This is a genomic window from Sporolactobacillus vineae DSM 21990 = SL153 (assembly GCF_000377985.1).
Taxonomy (GTDB): domain Bacteria; phylum Bacillota; class Bacilli; order Bacillales; family Sporolactobacillaceae; genus Sporolactobacillus; species Sporolactobacillus vineae.
The window spans coordinates 1-20245 of the sequence record NZ_KB899043.1 but is presented as its reverse complement, the minus strand read 5'-3'; the positions used below and the strand labels follow the sequence as shown (position 1 = coordinate 20245).

Below are 20245 nucleotides of genomic sequence, written 5' to 3'. Positions count from 1 at the left end.
TTGGACCCTTAGCTCAGTTGGTTAGAGCAGACGGCCCATAACCGTCCGGTCGTAGGTTCGAGTCCTACAGGGTCCACCACTTTTTAATATGGAGGAATACCCAAGCTTGGCTGAAGGGATCGGTCTTGAAAACCGACAGGGGCCTCACGGCTCGCGGGGGTTCGAATCCCTCTTCCTCCGCTGGTACATAGTTTACCTATTTCTAAGCACCCGGGAATAGCTCGAAAGGAGCATTTCCGGGTGTTTTTATTGATTTTTTTTTCTCCTGTAAGCTTTTGCACAGAGTTTCTGATCAGGACGAGAGGATCGGCAGTGATATAATTTAATGTAGAGATACGGAAAAGATAGTGTTCTGATTCAGAGGAGTGACAGTCAAGTGAAACCTGTGGCCACGGGATTTCAGGACATCCGCACAGGGGATGTTCATGATTACGACAACATTATTCAGTATTTTAATTTCAGGCAGGCCGATCAGAAACTGCCGCATCGACCCCATTCAATTACGTTCGTCACAACGGGAATTATTCCGTATGACGGAGGACAAACGACGATGCTGCATTTAGGGACGGAATTGAGCAAGCATGGATTCGACGTATACTATCTGAGTTATGTCCGTCAGACACGGGAAGAGATGGAGACGAATGCTGCGTTCAATTATTCCGGATACAAGGGAACGTGTCTGGATGCGAGCGCACTGGAGCATCATCAATCGGACATCTGGATTGCGACGATGTGGGAATCCGTTTACGTTCTAAAGGACAGGCCCGGATATAAAATGTATTTCGTTCAGGATTATGAACCGTATTTTTACGCCTATGGCGACCGCCATTATCTGGCGAAGAAAACCTATGAATTGGGTCTGCACATGGTTTCACTCGGTCCCTGGTGCGCGGAGATGATTCAGAAAAACTGCCGGGTGCGGAGCCCGCTTGATGTCGTTAATTTTCCGGTCGACAGCGATCAATATACGTATCGGCCAAGAAATTTCATGGATTATCATACGAAAAAGGAATTCACGATTGCTGCCTATACAAAATGGAACAGCCCGCGCAGAGCGCCGATCAGTCTTCAGATTGTCCTGAAAAACTGGACCCGGATCGCCCGTGAGCAGGGCTACAAGCTGAACATCGTCTATTTCGGTACCGACCGGTCAGCACGCTTTTTAAGCGGCACGAACCTCGGCAAACTGACGAAAAAGGAAATGGAGGCGTTGTATCTCCGTTCGGATTTCGGCATTGCGCCGTCAATGACGAACTTTTCACTCGTGCCCTATGAGATGATGGATGCCGGTTTGCCGGTGATTGATTTTTATGAAGGCACGGGTCGAAGTTTCATTGCGGAGGATTGTGCGCTCTACTGCCATCTTGATGCACTAAGCATCTCCCGGACCTTCCTTGATGCCGTTCGGGATCCGGTTCGGATCAGAAACAGCGTCCACAATGCACGCAGGCATCTGACCAGTGTGACCTGGAAGAAAACCATCAGCGATTTTATGGAAATCGTGGCGTCCCTGCAAACGCCTGCAAATGTATAACCGAACGCATGATCTGTTCCTGAAGCCGGATCATGAATGGTTTCCAGCCTCGGTATCATCAGAACATGGACTTACTTTGTTCACAGAGCACCTGGAAATGGCCCGGCAGGCGGCCTTCCGGGTGCTCTTTTAGGATTTCTCACAGGTTCTGGTGACGGCCCGAGTCAGCGGAGCAGCAAACACTTGATCGATCTTCCGTACTTGAATTGTAAGCGCTGTTTTGATACGGTTAAATTGTAATTAAGCTGTTCCTATATCTGCAGAACGGAAATTTCAGTTTTTTCAGAGGAGGAGAAAGACCATCATGACTACATTAGCCGGTTACAAATTACCTGAACTTCCCTATGCCTATGATGCGCTGGAACCCTTTATCGATGAAAAAACAATGAAGATTCACCATGACCGGCACCATGCAACCTATGTTGCTAACTTGAATGCGGCACTGGAAGGCTATGCAAGCCTTTCTGATAAACCGATTGAAGCACTGCTCAGCGATCTTTCCGCTGTTCCGGAGAACCGGCTGCTCGCCATCAGGAATAATGGCGGCGGGCATGCCAATCATTCTTTGCTCTGGACGATCCTCTCGCCGAATGGCGGCGGGGTACCGGCAGGGGAGATTGCCGCAGCGATTGATGAGACTTTCGGCAACTTTTCGGCATTTAAAAAAGTATTTACCGATGCCGCAATGAGCCGGTTTGGTTCAGGATGGGCCTGGCTGGTTGCCGATAAAGGGGCGCTTGAGGTCATGAGCACGGCCAACCAGGACTCACCGCTTTTCGTCGGGAAGCAGCCGCTGCTCGGCATTGATGTCTGGGAACATGCTTATTATCTGAAGTACCAGAACCGGCGTGCCGATTATGTCCAGGCGTTCTTTAACCTGATCAACTGGGATGCTGTGAACAGGAACTGGGAAAAACACCGCAACCATTGAGCCGGTGACAATTTCTTTTGACACCGGTCTGAGTGAAACGTAAAATTAAATCTGATGGAACAACGGGGACACTGTTTTCGGTGTCTCTGTTTCTTTCATGAAATCATGTATATTATTGTGCCAAAGTGCAACAATTCCGTCACATGTTTCGAATATTTAACTAAGCATATCATTTTGCTGATGTCGGTGGCACAGTTTTACGAGTTACAGGAGGAACAACGATTGACAACAGATGCATCAAAGAACAAGGGGAAGAAAAACAATCTGCCGCTGCGTCTTAATATTTTGTTTCTGACCGTTTTTCTGGCGTTCGCCGGGCTTATTCTCCGCCTGGGTTATGTCCAGATCATTAACGGACAACATTATAAGAGCCTGGCGAGCGCCAACCACACGAAGACGGCTTTGATCGATTCGGCGCGGGGAAAAATTGTCGATACGAACGGCATTACCATGGCCGATAACAAAGCTGAGCTGGCAGTGGTCTATATCCGCAACAGCGGCATCGGCGCGCAGAAAAGCCTGAAGATCGCTCAGAAGCTGTCCAGGCTGATCACGATGGATAAGAAAGCGGTCCGGGCTGTTTCCAACCGGGACAAGCAGGAATACTACATCCTGACCCATTTCAAGACGTTGAAGCAGGCCTATGATGTATATCTTTCGAAAGCCGAGCAGAAGAGCCTGTCCCAGAATTCCACAAAAGAATATCAGGTGGCACTCAGCCGTGTGCCGAAGCAGGCAATGGCCGGCTTCACGGGCAAAGATTATCAGGTCATGGCGGTTCAGCATCTGTTCAATCAGGCATCCAATCTGAACCCCTATATTATCAAACAGGGTCTGAGTGTTAACGACAAAGAATATGTCAGCGTTGTGGATCATCTCAATGAATTTAACGGGACGATTCAGACGGCTGATGTATCGACCAGAACCTATATGAAGAATTCACCGTTCTATATTGGGAAAATGGGTGCGATTCCGGCAGACAAGCTCAGCACATACCTGGCCGGCGGATACAGCCGCAGTGATCAGGTCGGCATCAGTAACCTTGAGGAGCAGTACGAGTCGTATCTTCGCGGAATTCCGATGAAGCTGGTCTATAAGACGAAGAATGGCGTACCGGTAGGGAGCCCAACAACAACAAACGGTCAGCGCGGTGACGATATTCAGCTGACGATCGACAGCAGGCTGCAGAAGGACGTCAACAATATTCTGATGGCGAATATTAAGGCAGCCCGGGCCATACCGGGAAACAATCTGAACAACAGCGCGTATGCCGTCGTCATGAATCCGAAGACCGGTGCGATTCTGGCCATCGGCGGGAAACAATATGTGAACGGCAAATTCATTGATGCTTCAAATGAGGCCATTAATTCACAGTTTGCCATGGGTTCGGCCGTCAAAGGAGCGACTGAACTCACCGGTTTTCAGCACAATGCGGTGCCGAATTCTTTCCGGGATATGGGGATCAAATACAAGGGTGCCGGAAACCGGACCTTTACCTCCTGGGAGAAGTCAGGGCTGGGCACATTGACGCCGGAGCAGGCACTCGAATTTTCATCCAACGTGTTTATGGCTAAAATCGTTTCAAATATGGCGGGGATTATCCTGACGCCGGCCGGCGGTATGTATCAGGCGCTCATGCCGTCAACAAAGAGCCCGCGGTTTATCAAAGCGATTAATGATCTTCGGAACGGGTACAGCCAGTTTGGCCTCGGCGTGAAGACCGGTATTGATCTGCCTACTGAAGGTACCGGTTATAATGGCGGGATGCCGGACAGGCCCGGTCTGATTCATCAGTTTGCGATCGGCCAGTTTGACACTTATACACCTCTGGAGATGGTCCAGTATATCTCATCCATTGCCAACGGCGGATACCGGATGCAGCCGCATTTACTGCAATCCGTACACGCCCCGGGAACCGATCCGAGCAAACTTGGCCCGACGGTTTATACATTCAAGCCTCAGGTGCTGAACACAATTAGTAATAGTAAGCAGCAGATCTCCAGAGTGCAGCATGGTTTGTATCTGGTCACTCACGGAAATGGCGCAACCGGCCAGTGGCTCGGTACCGGAGCCAATGCCGTGTATAAGATTGCGGCAAAGACCGGTACGGCTCAGATTGATGCAAATGATCTGAGTTTGTATAATGAGACACTCGTTTCCTACGCGCCGTACGACAATCCTCAGATTGCCGTATCGGTGGTTGTACCGAAAGTCCGGCACAGCACCCAGAACCAGGAAATTGCAAGAGACATCTATAAAGCCTATGATAAGCTTTATAATTATACGGGAAGACAGAAAAATTAATTGGCAGAGGAAAAGGGGCACCGGAAGTGATCCGGCGCCCCTTTGCTATGACGCTTTTGGGTCGCTTGTGCGTGTTTGATTAATGGATATGCAGTACAGTACGAAGGTGTTCCGGGGCTGGAGACACTTACTTCGGTAAGAAAGGTGCACCCAGGACGTCAGAATAAGCAAAAACGGTTCCTAATGAAAAGGGACCATTTTTGCTTATTGATGATCTGAATCCGATCAGCGAGTCACGGCTTTGGCAAGTTCCGGGATCGACATATTACTTTTTACAGTAAATGTACCCAGCTGCACGTACTTCTCCAGGTTATGCTTCTGAAGATAGCGATTAAACGTACTTTCCTGACTGGATTTCAGAATTTTCGCTGAAACCAGATCACGTGCAATATCGCCAAGCGCCATGCCCGATTTAATATGTATCTTATAAGTGACGACTTTGCTCTTGCCGTCTGCCTTTGAAGAAGCGGACTTTTTGCTGCTATCGGATGTCCCGGCTTTACTCTTCGTGGCGTCAGCTGTTGCCTTCTGCGTATCCGCCTGCCATTTGTTATACGCATCGATATCAATCGATTTGCGATGATGGGCAGCAAGGTAATTCGTGACGGAAGCCTCGGTCAACGGGGCCTGACGCACCACATTTTTAACGGCGGGCTGACTGCCCTGATTGAAAATCAAGTAGTAGAAAAAAGCAAAAACAGCGGTCGCAATTAAAATACCGGCTGCAAAACCACGTATTCCATTTTTCGTCAAAACAATTCACCCTTTAAAGTTGTCCCGGTCCCCGATCATCACTTCTTCTTCAAGTACCCGGATTTTTTTCTTCACCTTGTATAATTCCTGCATCATCGTAATTGAATTTTCTTCAAGCTGATTTTCCATCTGTTTCACGCTGTCTTGTTTATAGAAAGAAACGGCGAGAGCGACTAGACCAATGATTAAAAGTATGAGAATAACAAATCCCAAAAGAGTCTCCTCCTTTCCGTTCTTATTTGTTATTATCAGGATGGATCGGGGATCCCTCTATGTATGATCCCGGATAAATAAAGGACGATTCTGACGGTTGTCCCTTTGGTCGCAACCATTCTTATTTATAGCATAACTGTCATGGATTCGGAAGAAGGATGACGAAAAAGAAAGGAGAATGTAAAGAAGCAGGCAAAAAATCCCTCGACGCAAAGTAAATTTGCGACCAGTGACTCCCTGGAAGAAAAAATCGGGGGTAAGGTTGAATCAATAAGGGAATTCTGATAAAATTAATTGTATGTTTTGGCTGATATGAAACAGATTCAGCAACAGAGGAGGGGACAGACATGCGTGTCAAAGTAGTTCTTGAAAATACCGAAACAGGCGATCGTGACTATATCACAACAAAAAACAAGCAGAAAAATCCGGAACGTCTTGAGTTGAGAAAGTATAGCCCGAAACTGAAAAGGTATGCCATTTACCGCGAAACAAAGTAACTCGTCTGATGGAAGCCGCACAACGGCTTTCTTTTTTTTACTTTCATTCGTTTTTCGCTTCAGGCATTTTGCATGCACGCCTGTCGTCGATCGTGCAGCAAAAATCAATCGAGACGGGTACTGAGCCGCCTGATAAGGAGGATGTGCCGATGAGCAGGGAAAAAGTCACTCTGAGAAAAAAGATTCTGTCGGAGCTGGAGGAAATGGATCAGCCGCTCTTCCAGGCCAAATGCGCACGGATTCACCGAAGGCTTTTCAAAGAGGCACAATGGCTGCAGGCGCAGATGATTGCGGTGACCCTGTCGATGGGAAAAGAGATTGAGACCACCCGGATTATTTCACGTGCATGGGAAGAAAACAAAGGTGTCGCCGTCCCCAAGTGTGACCCCAGGCGGAAAGAGCTGACATTTTACCGGATTCATTCATTGGATCAGCTGGCAGAAGGATTCTATGGCCTGAAGGAACCGATTCCTGAAAGAACAACGGTCGTCACGCCGGAACAGCTGGACCTGGTAATTGTTCCCGGTGTCGTTTTTGATCCATCCGGGAACCGGATCGGCTATGGCGGGGGATATTATGACCGTTTTCTGAGCGGTTACCGTGGAAGAACCGTTTCACTGCTTCTCGAAATGCAACTGGCAGGCACGCTCCCTTCGGAGAAACACGACCGGCGGATTGACCAGTTGATCACGGAAGACAGGACCATCGATGTGAAAATGAACAGATTGGAATGATCGCCCCTGCCGGGGGAAACATAAGGATAAATCCATTCCGAGAGGACGCGTTATCCATGAATCAACCGGCCAAATGGCGGAACTTGCTGCTCATAATCGCTTCACTCTTCCTGTATACCCGCAGACGACTGATCATCCAGACAGCTGTTGTGGTCGCCGGTGCTGCCTGGCTGATCCGAAAATCAGTAAGGCATCGCTGAAGTTCACCAGAACTGCGGCGGTTGTCAGGTCAGAATAATTGCTTTAATAGGACAATCTGATGGTCCGCTGTCTCAACGATCAAAAGCAAATGATCCTTGCCGATAAGCAGCAGCGGCATCGTACTGCCGGCAGCAGGAACGGTCCTGCCCTGCTGCGTTTCGATTCCTCCGACGATCATTCGATAAATACCCTCCCAGAGCCGTCCGGTAATTCGCTCCGCCTTGACTTTGCCAAAAGGAAACAGCTGGCTGATTGATTGCTCTGTCAGTTCAGAAAGCGGCACGATTCTGTAGTCGGCCGGATTAAACCGGGCGATTTTCTGTGCCTGAAAGATCAGCTGTTTCTGTCGTTCCTTCTGGCCCTTCATATAGCCTGCCCACATCTTCTTTTCCCGGATATCCTTCGGGACTGTGAACGCATGCCGTATTTCCCCGTCCTGATACAGGAAGAGCCGGCTTTCCGAAAGAATTTCCTTGCCGAAAATCTTATCATCGGAGTGCAGTTCGCCCTGGTGCACCGTGAGACTCTGATAAAAACCAGGTACAGCTTCCGGTGTCCGCCTGTCTGAAAGTGACTGTTCATTGTTTTTCCAGTGATTGATCATCCCGACCAGACGGTTGTTTTTATAGAGCAGTGAAAAATGCTGAATGAGATAGACGCTGTTCTGCAGTTGTGAATCAACCGTCCACTCAATCTGATCGGAATCCGGCAGATCGCGCAGCCTGGTTTCCGCTTTCTCAAAGACGATCTGCTCACTTTCCGGAAACCAGGTGATCGCCGGGCGGCTGCCGAACCAGGAGAAGCGGCCGGTTAGGATAAGAATTCCGACCAGTAAGATGAATGATAAGGTTGAAAGATAAATCAGTTTGCGCATCCTATCGCCTCCGGACGAGCTGGTTTATTTATTCTATTACGGACCGGCAGCGCACATGCGAAAAAATCAGCGATCCGGGATCTGCTTTTGTTTTTTCCTATTGGCAAATCCCGGCCAATAAGCGAAAATAGGGGATGGAAATTTAACCGATGCAAAGGGTGATTATATGTCGGAAAAAATGAATATCGGTGTTGATCTCGGAGGAACAACAACCAAAATGGCACTGATTGACGATGCCGGGAAGACCATTGATAAATGGGCAATTGTGACGAATACGATTGATAACGGGAGCCATATTGCGGCGGATATCAGTGAGAGTATTAAAAAGAAACTCAAACAGTACAATCTCGGTTCTTCGGAGGTTCGGGGTATCGGTATGGGTGCGCCGGGCTTCATCGATATGGCCAGCGGTTTTGTCTATAAGGCGGTGAATATCGGCTGGGAGGACTATCCGCTGAAGGAGGAACTGGAGAAATTCACCGGCTTGCCGGCGATTATTGAAAATGATGCCAATATGGCTGCCCTCGGCGAAATGTGGCTGGGCGCCGGACGCGGAGCAAAGAATCTGATTTGTGTCACACTGGGAACCGGCGTCGGCGGCGGCATCATTATTGATGGCGATATCGTCCATGGCGTCAGCGGTATGGCCGGCGAAATCGGCCATATCACCGTGGTTCCGAAGGGCGGTTCACCTTGCAACTGCGGCAAAAAAGGCTGTCTTGAAACGGTCTCGTCCGCTACCGGAATCCGTCGGATGGGGCTCGATGCACTGGACTATAATGATTCAGACAGTATCCTGCGTGACCTCTTTGAGAAAAACGGGGATATTTCCGCTGAAGATGTGTTTAACTGTGCGGCAAAGGGGGATCAATTATCCGTGGCTGTAGCGGAGAAAGCTGCGTATTATCTTGGCTATGCACTCGGTGCTATCTCTATTGTGGTCAATCCGGAAAAGATTGTCATCGGCGGCGGCGTCTCGCATGCCGGGAAAACTTTGACTGATCCGCTGACAAAATATTTTAAGGAATTTTCACTTCCGAGAGTATTTGATGCCTGTAAAATCGATATTGCCCAGCTGAGCAATGACGCCGGTGTTGTCGGCGGTGCGTGGTTGGCAAAGACCAAAATCAACAACTGAAAGAGCAGTAAGGGACCATCATAATAACTTTGCGCCTGTGCAGGCACAACTCGCCTGCAGGGTGTTTTTTTATACTTTTGACCGGCTGTCACACAACCCTCCCGAGGTTCATAGGGTATTTAACAGGAGAACAGCGAGGAGTGTAAATCATGACGGCAAACCGGTATCTTGATTTTTTGGCGAAACTGGGGGTGGATCATGCACATCCCGGCGGGAAGAATCTGACGGATGTTCTGATCAGGGCGATCGGTGAAAAAGGAAAGGCAAAGGTTCTGGACGTCGGCTGCGGAACCGGAGCGACAGCAGAACTGCTTGCGGCACATCCCGAAACTGATGTCACAGGGATCGACCTCCATCCGAAAATGGTGGAACAGGCGAGGGAACGGGCACACCGGGCGGGGAATACGTTTAAAATTGTTTCTGGTTCGGCAGAAGCACTGCCGTTTCCAGATGCTTCTTTCGACTGGGTGCTTTCGGAATCGGTCACGGCTTTTACTCGGGCACAACGATCCATCGCTGAATATTTTCGTGTTCTGAAGCCGGGCGGGACATTCATTGCTGATGAGATGACGGTTGCCCGTTCACTGACTCCTGCAGAGGCTGACCCGATCAAAGCACTGTACGGTGTTCCTTGCCTTTGGACACCGGATGAATGGCGGCAGTTGCTGGAATCGGCCGGTTTTTCAAATGTCCAGGTAATCCAGGCGGAGAATTTTCTTCCCACCGGTCAGGATGTGACATTGCCCGTCTTCCGTATGGATGAGGCCCTGGACAGCAGCACCTTTGAGGTCTGGCTGGAACATATGCGCTTGCTTCACGTTTACCATAAGCTGCTGACCTATCGTGTTTATCGCGGGACAAAACCTGATGAATAAGTATGAAAAACCCGGTCCGCCTTCGGACCGGGTTAGAGGTGTTTCTGCTTTACAATCGAGCTGAGACGTCGGATATAGTTCTCGATCGCATCGGGAATCTGTCCGAAAAGCTGGTTTCGAAGTGCGGGACGCGCAGCCCGGCTTTCCAGTCTTGATCTTCGCCGCTGTTCCCGCGGCGTTTCCATATAACGGACGAGCTGTTCGGTAAGGTACTTGACATAGTCTTCAGATTTCATGACGGGCAGGCTCCTTTTTACATACAGGATGCCCTTATAACTGGATATGGATACAACGATAGACCATTTTTTCGTGCAGAAGGAGGCGCACGGTAATCTTGCTTAAGGAAGAATGGCCTCCTGCCAGCGCGTAATCCTGGCCGTTTCCGGATCAAAGACAACTTGATCGGTCTGGGACCGGTCGCTGCTCTTCAGCAATAGATTGATGACCTTCTCCGCACCGTCCGATACGACAGTAAACGTGACTGTCCCCGTCCCGTCGTAATGGAACGAGCCTTTTTCAGGTAATGTTTTTTCCTTAACAGCACGTCCCAGTTCCGAGAAGGCGTTCTCACGCAACTGGCGCAATTGGAAAACCGCGTGGGCAGACTGATAAAAATGACGCTCGCTGTCAAGTAAGAAAATGCTATGAATGATAAGCGACAGAATCAGAATGGAGACGACCATGGTCAGCGGCAGCATAAACCCGCGTTCGTTTTTCAGACGAATCACCTCTCTTTCTATGCGGCTGGCTTGTTTTATGTCATTCGCTTGCCGATGTGCGGCATCAGAACTGGAAGGATGCCCGCGGAAACCGGCAGAAACAGGGCTTAATTCTTAAACTGTAAATCTGCCCAGAAATACTGACGGTCGCTGCTGTCGACGATTTTGATCATCATGTAGCGGCCGTCGCTGTAGAATTCCGCAGATTTAACATGCTGAAGCACAATTTCATAACCTGCCCCGTCAACCTGGCGGACAATGCGCTGTTTCGACAGCTTTTGATAAACAATATTAGAGGTTCCTTTTTTCATGACGAGTTGCTGGTGATCGGGTGCAGTCCGGACAGAATCGGACAGGTTCAGTTCTGAAGCCGTTTGTAAAAAGAACAGACTGACCTCCTGGCGGCTTCCCTGATCATCCTGAAACCGGGCAGCCAGGACATGAATCAGACTGATCACAAGACCCAGTGTGATCATCATGATACTGAGTGCCAGCATCATGGATAAAAGCGTATACCCTTTCTGATGGTTCATTTTCGTGCTTCACTCCTGATGGTGAATTGCCGCGGTCCGTCCGACCAATGAATGGACAGCAGCGCTTCATGATCGGTTTTCTTTTCCCAGACCAGTGAAAAATCGGTCACAGGCTGCAATTCCGGGAAAACGGTTGTCTCACCGGCTTTCCAGTGCATCAGATGGTATCGGAGCACCTGAAGTGCTTCTGTTTTCTGCTGCAGGATGGTTCGTTCCTGATAAATGTGGGTCAGTGAAGGTATTGCCGTCACCATCAGAACAGTCAGCAGGGTCAGGGATACCATAACTTCAGTCAGGAAGATGCCTCGATTAGAATTTTTCATAGTAGTGCCTGCCTTGTCCGAGAAGAAGGACGAGCCGGTAATGGATCGTTCCGATGTGAAAGGTCAGTGTTTTAGGCTGACTGAACTTGCCAACCGGATTGATCGTTATTTCATAGCTTCCGGTCGTACTGTATAGCGCCATGCGGCGATCCATGCTGCGTGTCATCAGCGTACCGGATCGGATCAGCTGATAATAGTGGTCCTGGGTATTGAACATGATCCGGGCCGTCGACAATGTAGACATCGATTCAATCTGGGCCTCACTGATCGTGCGATCCAGTTCTTCAATAAAGTGTCTCATTTTCTGTTCGTCTGCCGTTCGTGAACTGTTCATGAAGACAACCGGGGTGATCAGACAGACGATGGAGACAACGATCAGCAGTTCGATCAAGGTGAATCCCTGATCCGAAGCGTTGTTAAGGGGCACTGACATTACCTGTCGCTGCATCATAGGCCAGTGTCTCTCCCTCTGGGGTTTTGATATTATCGACGTAATTCTGCTGTACCAGTTCATCCAGCGATGCCGGCAGCGAACCGTCATGATCCATCTGATAGGCAGCAACCTGACTCTGTACGAGCTTGACGGTTGCCTGGGTGCTTTTGTCCTGAACCACATCCTGTGATTTAATCATGTTCGGGACCGCGATCAACAGGAGGACAGAAATAATCAGCAAGACGATCATCATCTCGATCAGGGTGAACCCTCTTTCTGAAGCGGCAATGAGTTTACGGAAAGCTTTGAACATGAGAAGAGCTCCTTTTGCGGTGGATTAAGAGAAGAAAGGTCAAAATGATAGGATTTAATGGGGCCTGAACGCTAACTTAAAAAAATGGAAACAAAGAAAAATGGACAGGGGATGTAACCTGCAAAATGATCCGGGACCGGGACCCGTACAAGGGGATATTAAATAGATTTCGACATTTAGGGGCAGCATCCTTTTTAACCGGACAAAAAATTGTGACAGAATTCAAAACAAGGATGACGAACATGCTGATACACTGTATGGCAAATGAAGCTGGTGCGTAAGACAATCCAAACGAAACAGCGAATCAGTTACTGCCGGCATGGCGGCCGATCAGATGCTGGTGTTTGAGCGTTGGAAAGATGCACCGGTCGGACAGTCCGACCAGTGTTCCCTGGAAGAGCAATGCGAAGACGGTACCGATATTGATCGCATAAATCCGTCCTGAAAGAAACCAGGTGATGGCGACGATGACGATCGGCGGTGCAAAAGTGACCAGCTGAGCAATAGTTGCGCTTCCGTTGAAATATTTGAACCGGATAATCTGCATCAGATCATCACAGGGATGCAGGATCAGGTTGACCCGCTGGTAAATCGAAATCCCGACGGCGATGAAACAGATGCCAATTAGGTCGAGCATGATGCGGACGGGCAGAGGCAGCAGATTAATATTGAAAACCAGCAGGAGCTGCGTCATATAACCGGTCAGGTAGCTGAAGGGAATCATGAAGATGATGTTGCCGATCACCCGCTGCCATTCCAATCTGCGGAGGATCAGAACATTGATGAAGATGACGGCGATTCCGAAAACAAACAGCATGACGTCGAGCGGCACCGCGGCGAAATGCATCAGATTGACCGCCGAAGCAGTCCAGAGGGCACTTCCCAGATTGATCGCAACAGTCAGCGCATTGCCGAGCGCATTAAATACGATGGAAATAAGAAAATAACTGATTCGCCCCCTGATCTGCAGGGAATTTTCATGATGTATGGTGATTGAGGTCAAAATAAAGTCTCCCTTTAAAAGATTCATCATAATTAATTGGAAACCTTTTTCTGCTTTTCGGTTTCTTTACACATACTAGAAATCATTATAGTACGCAATAACCGAAGATAGAAATATTTTTTGGATGGGAGGGTATCCGGGCTATCTTTCAATTTTTCCACCGTAAGATCGGCTGCCCGACAATACAACTTGCGGCCGTGTTCGTGATATGATAGAAAAAGAAAATAAAAATCAGGTGATCAGAAAATGAAACAGGGAACAACCATTTTGACGCTCGATAATGGCTATCATCTTTGGACGAATACACAGGGAACAGGGGATCTTCACCTGCTTTGCCTGCACGGAGGTCCGGGCGGCACCCACGAATACTATGAGAATTTTGCACAGAAACTGGCGGAACAGGGCCTGAAGATTCAGGTTCATATGTATGACCAGCTGGGCTCGTTCTATTCCGACCAGCCGGATTATTCTGATCCGGAAACAGCGAAAAAGTATTTAACCTATGAGTATTTTCTGAGTGAAGTGGAGGAAGTGCGTAAGAAGCTGGGCCTGGAACACTTTTATCTGATCGGCCAGAGCTGGGGCGGCCTGCTCGTCCAGATGTACGCACTGAAATACGGTCAGCACCTCAAAGGGGCAATCATCTCATCAATGACGGACAACATTGACGAATATGTCACCCATATCAATCAGATCCGCGAACAGGCACTGCCTGCCGATGCGGTCGCCTTTATGAAAAAATGTGAAGCGACGAACGACTATGATAATGACCGGTACCAGGGCTATGTCGACATTCTGAATAAAGGTTATGTCGACCGGAAACAGCCGCCGGCGATTTCCCATTTGATCAGCACGATGGCAACACCAGTGTATAACGAATTTCAGGGCGATAATGAATTCGTCGTCACCGGAAAACTGCGTACCTGGGATGTTCGTGATCAGCTGAAAAATATTAACGTGCCGACGCTAGTGACCTTCGGCGAACATGAAACGATGCCCCTGACAGCGGCAAGACGCATGGCTGAAACGATTCCGCATGCGCGTCTGGCGACGACACCTGAGGGCGGTCATCATCACATGATTGATAATGCACCGGTTTATTTCGACCATCTGGCTCAATTCATCAAAGATGTTGAAAGCGGCCATTTCAATGGTTAAGGGTTTCAGGACGAAAAAAGACAAGCGGCACGATTTGTAAAAAGTGCTGCGAAAAAAATAGAGCTGCTTTTTTCACTCCATCGTCTGAAGTGGAGAAAGACGAATAAAAAAAGAGCCGGCACAGCCGGCTCTTTTCGCATGTAACAAGGTTAAAATTCTTCGTATTTTGCCGGATCCTGATCGAATGTCCGGCCGTCCGGACGGCTGAGCCCGGCAATCGTCTGCATCTCCGCGTCAGTCAGTGAAAAATCAAAAACAGAAAGATTATCAAGCTGACGTTTCGGTGAAGAAGATTTCGGCAGGGGCAGGGCGCCCAGCTGAAAATGCCAGCGAAGAATGATCTGCGGAATCGATTTGTTGTGGGCATCGGCAATTTTTTTAATCGTTGCGTCCTTAAGCAGCTGATTGGCACGTGCCAGCGGGCTCCACGATTCGGTAACAATGCCGTGTTCCCTGTCCCAGGCGCGCTGCTTTTCCTGATTGAAATACGGATGCAGTTCAACCTGGTCGACACTCGGGGTCACTCCGGTCTCCTTGATGATCCTTTCCAGATGTTCCGGAAGAAAGTTGCATACACCGATCGAGCGGATCAGTCCCCACCGTTTCGCATCGATCAGCGCCTGCCAGGCTTCAACGTACAGATCTTTACTTGGATTCGGCCAGTGGATCAGATAAAGGTCGTAATAATCCAGTCCGGCGCGGAATAGGGATTCCTGTATGGTTGCCAGCGCTTCTTTGTACGTATGGTGCCTTCCGGGCAGCTTCGAAGTCACAAGCAGCTGCTCCCGGGGTACTGAGCTGCGCCGGACGGCTTCACCGACCGCACCTTCGTTTTCATAGTTAAAGGCGGAGTCAAGTAAACGATAACCGGTGTCAATCGCACTCAAAATTGTGTTGACACCTGATGCACCGTTCAGCCTGTAGGTACCGAAACCAATTGCCGGCAATGTCAGGCCGTCATTTAATGTAATGCTCGGAATTGTTGTCATGGTCCTGATCTCCCTTTGCTGTTCTACTGATGAATTCTAGCATCAGAAAAGAGGCAAGTCTATCAAAGAGCTCTTGGGAAAAAGAAACTTTTACCAGCATGGCCGTGCCGGTGCTCGATCCGACTTGTAAAATTAAAGCAGTTCAACTATTCTATTAATATCTCATGACAAATGAAACATTTGTATTACATAATTTGCTAATGGCCTAATTTAGCTTTGAGGTGATCAATCATTCGGAAAATTTACTGGATCATCGGCGGCGGTATCGTCCTTGTTGCAGCGCTTGTGATTGCGGGAATCAGTTATCATCAGGCAACCCATTTCAATGCGCATGTCACGGTAAACGGTACACCAGTCGGTGGGATGACGCCGGACCAGGCAGTAAAAAAGCTATCCAGCGAAACACTCAGGAATGAACTCTATATCGGCAACAAGCTCATTCTGAACGGCAAAGACACGAAAACCGGTTTTAACGCCGGCGATCTCGCTCATTTCCAGAAACTGCTGAAGCAGCAGTGGACCTGGTGGCCGTCAGGCGCAAAGAGGCATTTTTCTCTGTTGCCTGAAAAAACGAATCGCTATCCGCTGGAGACAATGAAAAAAGAAGCAGAGGCGAAGATTAAGGCGTTAAACAAAACGCTCAAGGCACCCAAAGATGCTGAAGCCGTGCTCGTTAACGGCCGGATTCAGATCACACCAAGTGTGGCGGGAAATCAGTATAACATCAGGAAATTACTGAAAGCTTACGAGTTTCAGAAATACAGCGGCATCATTCGTCTGAAACCGGTCCTGCTTGAACCGGTTAAGGCCGACAGTACCATTGTTAAAAATGAAAAGAAAAAATTGCAGAATCTGTTGGGGCAATCGGTCAGCTATCAGCTTCAGGGCAAGCCTTTTGAATTTAAAGCGGCAGATCTGATCCGCAATGCACAGGTTTCAAAAGATCTGAAATACACGATCGATACACGTGAAATCAAAGGAAAACTCGCTGAACTGAATAAGACCTATTCAACGTTGAATAAGGACTTTGCTTTCCGGACCCATTCAGGTGGAACAATTTCAGTCAGAGGACAGTCATATGGCTGGGCGCTGAATGTTAGTCAGGAGGCCAGACGGGTTGAACAGGCATTTGTAAAGGGCACCCGTTCGCTGAAAGCCTATAATGTCTACGGAGTGGGCTACAGTACTTACGGCATTGGTTATCATACAACCGCAAACCATGGAATCGGTTTTTCATATGCCGAGGTCTCGATCAGGGACCAGCGTGTCTGGATCTATAAAAACGGCCGGATGGTTCTGACGACACATGTTGTGACCGGCAGGCATAACACACATGAGGATACGCCAAAGGGACTCTGGTACATTGAGTATAAACAGTCGCCTTCGGTCCTCAGAGGCAGTGAAGCAGGCAACCTGAATTACGCGGTGAAAGTGAAGTACTGGGCACCATTCACGATGGGCGGTGTCGGCTTTCATGACGCGGGCTGGCGCCGGAACTGGTCGTCAGCGGCCTATCTGACCCAAGGCTCAGGCGGCTGTGTCAACACGCCCCCGGAAGTCATGGGCCAGCTCTTTGGTTATCTGGAACAGAACGAGCCAGTGGTTGTCTATTAACTTTTCCTGCTGAAAATAGTTTCAGGGATTAACTCTGCTCATTCCGAACGCCGTTTTCCGCTGCGGGTGCCCGCTGTTCCCGAGTCTCGCACCTTCCGCCTGAAAACTGATTATAAAAAATAGAGATCTATTGGTTTGCATCTTTCTGCCTCTCATCAGGCAGATTTTTTTTTATCATTGGCGAATAACAGACAGCGCTTGACAGAACAAATAGTAATGATTACTATTTAAAAGTGTATTAAATAAGAATGATTACGAATTAATGAATTCAGCCTGATTCGGACAGATCGGAATCACGGCGTGTTTATTCATTATTTTTTTCTTTTCTGTCTGCGGTTTTTGAAAGAATACTAAAGCGGGGCTTTTATGATGTCTGTTCATGAACATGTATCATCCTTCTCGCTGTCGACCACGTCGCCGGCGCATCCTCATATTTTTTCCGGAAAGAGCAATCAGTCGGAAACTTATCAGAAGGCAATTGGAAAGCGGACCGGATGGAAGAAAGTTTTACCGTTTCTCGGCCCGGCTTTCATCGCTGCGGTGGCCTATATTGATCCGGGGAACTATGCGACCAATATTCAGAGCGGCTCACAGTTCGGCTATCTGCTGATCTGGGTCGTCATTCTGTCCAATTTGATGGCGCTGCTGATTCAGACGCTGTCAGCGAAACTGGGCATCGCAACGGCACGAAATCTGCCGGAAATAGTAAGAGATGAGTGGAAACCGGCTGTCGCCTTTTTCTATTGGATCCAGGGTGAAATTATGGTCATGTCCACAGACCTTGCTGAGTTCATCGGTGCGGCAATCGGTTTCCACCTTGTTTTCAATATGCCGATGATTCCCGCCGCATTGCTGACGGCCGTCAGCGTGCTCGTTATCCTTGGTTTTCAGATTCGCGGCTTCCGTCCGCTGGAAATGGCGATCGCGACGATGGTGTTCATCATTGTCATCGCATTCAGCTGTGAAATTATCTTTTCTATGCCTCAGTTCAGTGCGCTGCTTGCCGGGTTTGTGCCGCACTTTCAGGGGACGGACAGTGTTCTGCTTGCTGCAGGGATCCTTGGCGCAACAGTCATGCCTCATGCGATCTACATGCACTCCGGCCTGACCTGCCGACGGGTCATCGGGAGAACGACGAATGAGCGCAAGAAAATTTTTCATTTTGAAATGATCGATATTGTGGTTGCCATGGTCATTGCCGGTCTGGTCAACGCCACAATTCTGACGGTTGCCGCATCGACATTTCACGGTCATACCGTCATCAGCGATCTGAATGCTGCTTACCAGCAGTTCGGCCGATTAATCGCACCCGGTGCGGCACTTCTGTTCGGCATCGGCCTTCTTGCGGCCGGCCTTTCCAGTTCATCGGTGGGGACGCTTGCCGGGGACATCATGATGCAGGGATTTATCCATAAAAGGATTCCGGTATTTGTCAGAAGACTGGTTTCCATGGTGCCGCCGCTGACCATTATTTTTTCAGGATCCAATGCGACGAACGCCCTGGTCATGAGTCAGGTCATTTTGTCATTCGGCATTGTCCTTGCGGTAGTTCCGCTTGTTATTTTTACAAGCAAAAGGAGACTGATGGGGGAACTGGTTAATCACAGAATCACGACGCTGCTCGCCTGGGCTGTGGCGGCGACAGTGATTTGTCTGAATGTGTTTCTGATTCTGCAAACGCTGATCTGAAGCTTGCACCAAAAAATGGGGAACGGAGCAGGTTAACTGCCCCGTTCTCCATTTTTAGAATAAGTACACGGCTCGTAGAATGTATTCGGTGGCATCGATCGGCAGTCATTGGTTAAGTGCCGGTGTGTTCATTATTCTTCCGCAGACGGACTTGTCTGCAGGTTCTTTCAAGTTTAGACAACGGCAGTTCAAAAAGTTGTTTTCCATTGATTTTATAGACATCGGCATCGATCAGTTGATTGATCAGTTCCTCACGTTTAGATTCAACAGTTTGGTGAAACAGCATAGTCATGGTATATGCTCCTCGTATTATTAATTTTGAACTTTAGTTTTTCAGCTTCTGTTCAGCTCGAATACTGCGTGATATCCTCTAGTTATTCATTGGAATGGATCCAACTGGTATAGGTTTGTCGCTCCTGTAGTTGATCTACGTTTAAAGTCTGCCGCCCAGGCAACTGTCAGAGATGCAAACGCACAAGATGTAGCGATCACAGGCTCAACTCATCATGAGTAGGGATGAGGCAGCTTTGCGCCGGTGATCAAAGTCTACTGATCGCGAGGTCGCGTTGATACAGTTGTAATTAGGGGACATCACGCAGTATCCGAGCTTATTCCAAAATCTGAGGGAAAGGAGGTCCTTCCCAATGAAACTCTTTGTTGGCATTGACGTCAGTTCCGAGAAACTTGATGTGTGCGTTCTGGATAGTGAACAAAACAAGTTGGCCCAACAGTCAACGACGAATGACCTGAACGGTGCCAGTGAAATTAAAGCACTTGTGTTAAAAACCAATGCGTCTGTGAATTATCAACGGATCGTCATTGGCATGGAATCCACCTCCGTCTACAGTTTTCATCCGGCGATGTTCTTTCATGAGGATCAGGAGCTCAAAGCTCTGCCCTTGGATGTCGTCACGCTCAACCCAACGATGATTCATCGTTATAAAGGGTTGTTTGATGAGGACAAGACGGACACCATTGATGCGTTCCGCATCGCGGATTTCCTGCGAATCGAACGTTACCGGGTGCCGATCATCAAGGAAGAGAAGTATATCGCTCTTCAACGGCTGACGCGGACGCGTTATCAACTGATCCATCAGATGACGGAGTGTAAGCAGCACTTTCTGGAAAATCTTTATTACAAGTGCAACACGCTGACCCGAGAGCTCCCAACTTCTGTCTTTAGTGCGTCGATCATGGACATCCTCAGTGATTCTCTGTCCCTGGATGACATTGCCCAAATGGATGTAGCGGATCTTGCGACCCGGTTAAACCAGGCGGGCAAAGGCCGCTTTAGTGACCCGGAGAAACTCGCTCAGGTCATTCAAAAGGCCGTCCGCGATGCCTACCGTCTGGGCAAAGTCCTTCAGGATTCGGTAGACATCGTGCTGGCCAGTTATGCGCGCATCATTGCCGGATT

General features: G+C 48.8%; 24 protein-coding genes and 2 tRNA genes. 14 read left to right on the top strand and 12 right to left on the bottom strand.

From position 1 onward, the window contains the following. Window positions 1-2 precede the first annotated feature (2 nt). From D889_RS0102225 to D889_RS0102205, 5 genes are all read left to right on the top strand, one after another. Window positions 3-79 (top strand) — tRNA-Ile (locus D889_RS0102225). Window positions 80-90: 11 nt separating this feature from the next. Then, window positions 91-180 (top strand) — tRNA-Ser (locus tag D889_RS0102220). A gap of 196 nt (window positions 181-376) precedes the next feature. Beyond that, entirely contained in the window at window positions 377-1534 is a 1158-nt protein-coding gene (locus D889_RS0102215; RefSeq protein WP_010632193.1) for a glycosyltransferase family protein, read from the top strand. Window positions 1535-1838: 304 nt separating this feature from the next. Then, the gene (locus tag D889_RS0102210) at window positions 1839-2465 is read left to right on the top strand and encodes a superoxide dismutase (RefSeq protein WP_010632192.1); all 627 of its coding nucleotides are present in this window, start codon (window positions 1839-1841) and stop codon (window positions 2463-2465) included. A 222-nt stretch (window positions 2466-2687) separates the two neighbouring features. Beyond that, window positions 2688-4769 (top strand): peptidoglycan D,D-transpeptidase FtsI family protein, encoded by a 2082-nt coding sequence (locus D889_RS0102205; RefSeq protein WP_010632191.1) that lies wholly within the window; start codon window positions 2688-2690, stop codon window positions 4767-4769. 225 nt (window positions 4770-4994) lie between these two features. Here D889_RS0102205 and D889_RS0102200 read toward each other — a convergent pair whose 3' ends face one another. Continuing rightward, window positions 4995-5522, bottom strand: coding sequence for a hypothetical protein (locus tag D889_RS0102200; RefSeq protein WP_010632190.1), 528 nt, complete (start codon window positions 5520-5522; stop codon window positions 4995-4997). Between the two features lie 6 nt (window positions 5523-5528). Then, window positions 5529-5735: a hypothetical protein gene (locus D889_RS0102195; protein ID WP_010632189.1), complete on the bottom strand. Its 207-nt coding sequence runs from the start codon at window positions 5733-5735 to the stop codon at window positions 5529-5531. Window positions 5736-6082: 347 nt separating this feature from the next. Between D889_RS0102195 and rpmG the strand changes: the two genes are divergently transcribed. From rpmG to D889_RS15545, 3 genes are all read left to right on the top strand, one after another. After that, window positions 6083-6232: a 50S ribosomal protein L33 gene (gene rpmG, locus D889_RS0102190; protein ID WP_010632188.1), complete on the top strand. Its 150-nt coding sequence runs from the start codon at window positions 6083-6085 to the stop codon at window positions 6230-6232. 149 nt (window positions 6233-6381) lie between these two features. Continuing rightward, window positions 6382-6966: a 5-formyltetrahydrofolate cyclo-ligase gene (locus D889_RS0102185; protein ID WP_026039099.1), complete on the top strand. Its 585-nt coding sequence runs from the start codon at window positions 6382-6384 to the stop codon at window positions 6964-6966. Window positions 6967-7022: 56 nt separating this feature from the next. Further along, window positions 7023-7166: a hypothetical protein gene (locus D889_RS15545; protein ID WP_018962108.1), complete on the top strand. Its 144-nt coding sequence runs from the start codon at window positions 7023-7025 to the stop codon at window positions 7164-7166. Between the two features lie 29 nt (window positions 7167-7195). Here D889_RS15545 and D889_RS0102175 read toward each other — a convergent pair whose 3' ends face one another. After that, window positions 7196-8041 carry a hypothetical protein gene (locus D889_RS0102175; RefSeq protein WP_010632186.1) on the bottom strand — a complete coding sequence of 282 codons (846 nt, stop codon included), beginning with the start codon at window positions 8039-8041 and terminating at the stop codon, window positions 7196-7198. A gap of 166 nt (window positions 8042-8207) precedes the next feature. Here D889_RS0102175 and D889_RS0102170 point away from each other — a divergent pair, with 166 nt between their 5' ends. Continuing rightward, complete coding sequence (locus D889_RS0102170) at window positions 8208-9179, top strand: ROK family glucokinase (RefSeq protein ID WP_010632185.1); 972 nt, start codon at window positions 8208-8210, stop codon at window positions 9177-9179. A 149-nt stretch (window positions 9180-9328) separates the two neighbouring features. Next, complete coding sequence (locus tag D889_RS0102165) at window positions 9329-10054, top strand: class I SAM-dependent methyltransferase (RefSeq protein ID WP_010632184.1); 726 nt, start codon at window positions 9329-9331, stop codon at window positions 10052-10054. Between the two features lie 32 nt (window positions 10055-10086). Here the strand turns inward: D889_RS0102165 and D889_RS0102160 are convergent, their stop codons facing one another. The 7 genes from D889_RS0102160 to D889_RS0102130 all read right to left on the bottom strand — a co-directional run bounded on the left by D889_RS0102160 (window position 10087) and on the right by D889_RS0102130 (window position 13378). Continuing rightward, window positions 10087-10290, bottom strand: a complete 204-nt coding sequence (locus D889_RS0102160; RefSeq protein ID WP_010632183.1) for a YqzE family protein — start codon at window positions 10288-10290, stop codon at window positions 10087-10089. A 102-nt stretch (window positions 10291-10392) separates the two neighbouring features. Next, complete coding sequence (gene comGG, locus D889_RS0102155) at window positions 10393-10782, bottom strand: competence type IV pilus minor pilin ComGG (protein ID WP_010632182.1); 390 nt, start codon at window positions 10780-10782, stop codon at window positions 10393-10395. A gap of 98 nt (window positions 10783-10880) precedes the next feature. Next, the gene (gene comGF / locus D889_RS0102150; protein ID WP_010632181.1) at window positions 10881-11306 is read right to left on the bottom strand and encodes a competence type IV pilus minor pilin ComGF; all 426 of its coding nucleotides are present in this window, start codon (window positions 11304-11306) and stop codon (window positions 10881-10883) included. Then, complete coding sequence (comGE, locus tag D889_RS0102145; protein WP_010632180.1) at window positions 11303-11629, bottom strand: competence type IV pilus minor pilin ComGE; 327 nt, start codon at window positions 11627-11629, stop codon at window positions 11303-11305. Before comGE ends, comGF begins: the two co-directional genes overlap by 4 nt. Beyond that, window positions 11616-12062 (bottom strand): competence type IV pilus minor pilin ComGD, encoded by a 447-nt coding sequence (gene comGD, locus D889_RS0102140; RefSeq protein WP_018962106.1) that lies wholly within the window; start codon window positions 12060-12062, stop codon window positions 11616-11618. Before comGD ends, comGE begins: the two co-directional genes overlap by 14 nt. After that, on the bottom strand, window positions 12046-12375 hold the full coding sequence (comGC, locus tag D889_RS0102135; RefSeq protein ID WP_010632178.1) for a competence type IV pilus major pilin ComGC: 330 nt from the start codon (window positions 12373-12375) through the stop codon (window positions 12046-12048). Before comGC ends, comGD begins: the two co-directional genes overlap by 17 nt. 304 nt (window positions 12376-12679) lie before the next feature. Beyond that, window positions 12680-13378 (bottom strand): YczE/YyaS/YitT family protein, encoded by a 699-nt coding sequence (locus tag D889_RS0102130; RefSeq protein ID WP_010632177.1) that lies wholly within the window; start codon window positions 13376-13378, stop codon window positions 12680-12682. A 246-nt stretch (window positions 13379-13624) separates the two neighbouring features. Here D889_RS0102130 and D889_RS0102125 point away from each other — a divergent pair, with 246 nt between their 5' ends. Continuing rightward, entirely contained in the window at window positions 13625-14536 is a 912-nt protein-coding gene (locus D889_RS0102125) for a proline-specific peptidase family protein (protein ID WP_010632176.1), read from the top strand. Window positions 14537-14685: 149 nt separating this feature from the next. Here the strand turns inward: D889_RS0102125 and D889_RS0102120 are convergent, their stop codons facing one another. After that, window positions 14686-15525: an aldo/keto reductase gene (locus D889_RS0102120; RefSeq protein ID WP_010632175.1), complete on the bottom strand. Its 840-nt coding sequence runs from the start codon at window positions 15523-15525 to the stop codon at window positions 14686-14688. A 285-nt stretch (window positions 15526-15810) separates the two neighbouring features. Between D889_RS0102120 and D889_RS0102115 the strand changes: the two genes are divergently transcribed. Together D889_RS0102115 and D889_RS0102110 are read left to right on the top strand one after the other, a co-directional pair. Continuing rightward, window positions 15811-17139, top strand: coding sequence for a L,D-transpeptidase family protein (locus tag D889_RS0102115; RefSeq protein WP_010632174.1), 1329 nt, complete (start codon window positions 15811-15813; stop codon window positions 17137-17139). 369 nt (window positions 17140-17508) lie between these two features. Beyond that, window positions 17509-18828: an Nramp family divalent metal transporter gene (locus D889_RS0102110; protein ID WP_010632173.1), complete on the top strand. Its 1320-nt coding sequence runs from the start codon at window positions 17509-17511 to the stop codon at window positions 18826-18828. 112 nt (window positions 18829-18940) lie between these two features. Here D889_RS0102110 and D889_RS14815 read toward each other — a convergent pair whose 3' ends face one another. Beyond that, window positions 18941-19120, bottom strand: a complete 180-nt coding sequence (locus D889_RS14815; protein ID WP_018962105.1) for a Fur-regulated basic protein FbpA — start codon at window positions 19118-19120, stop codon at window positions 18941-18943. Between the two features lie 352 nt (window positions 19121-19472). Between D889_RS14815 and D889_RS0102100 the strand changes: the two genes are divergently transcribed. Next, on the top strand, window positions 19473-20245 hold a 773-nt coding region (locus D889_RS0102100; protein ID WP_018962104.1), incomplete at its 3' end, for an IS110 family transposase.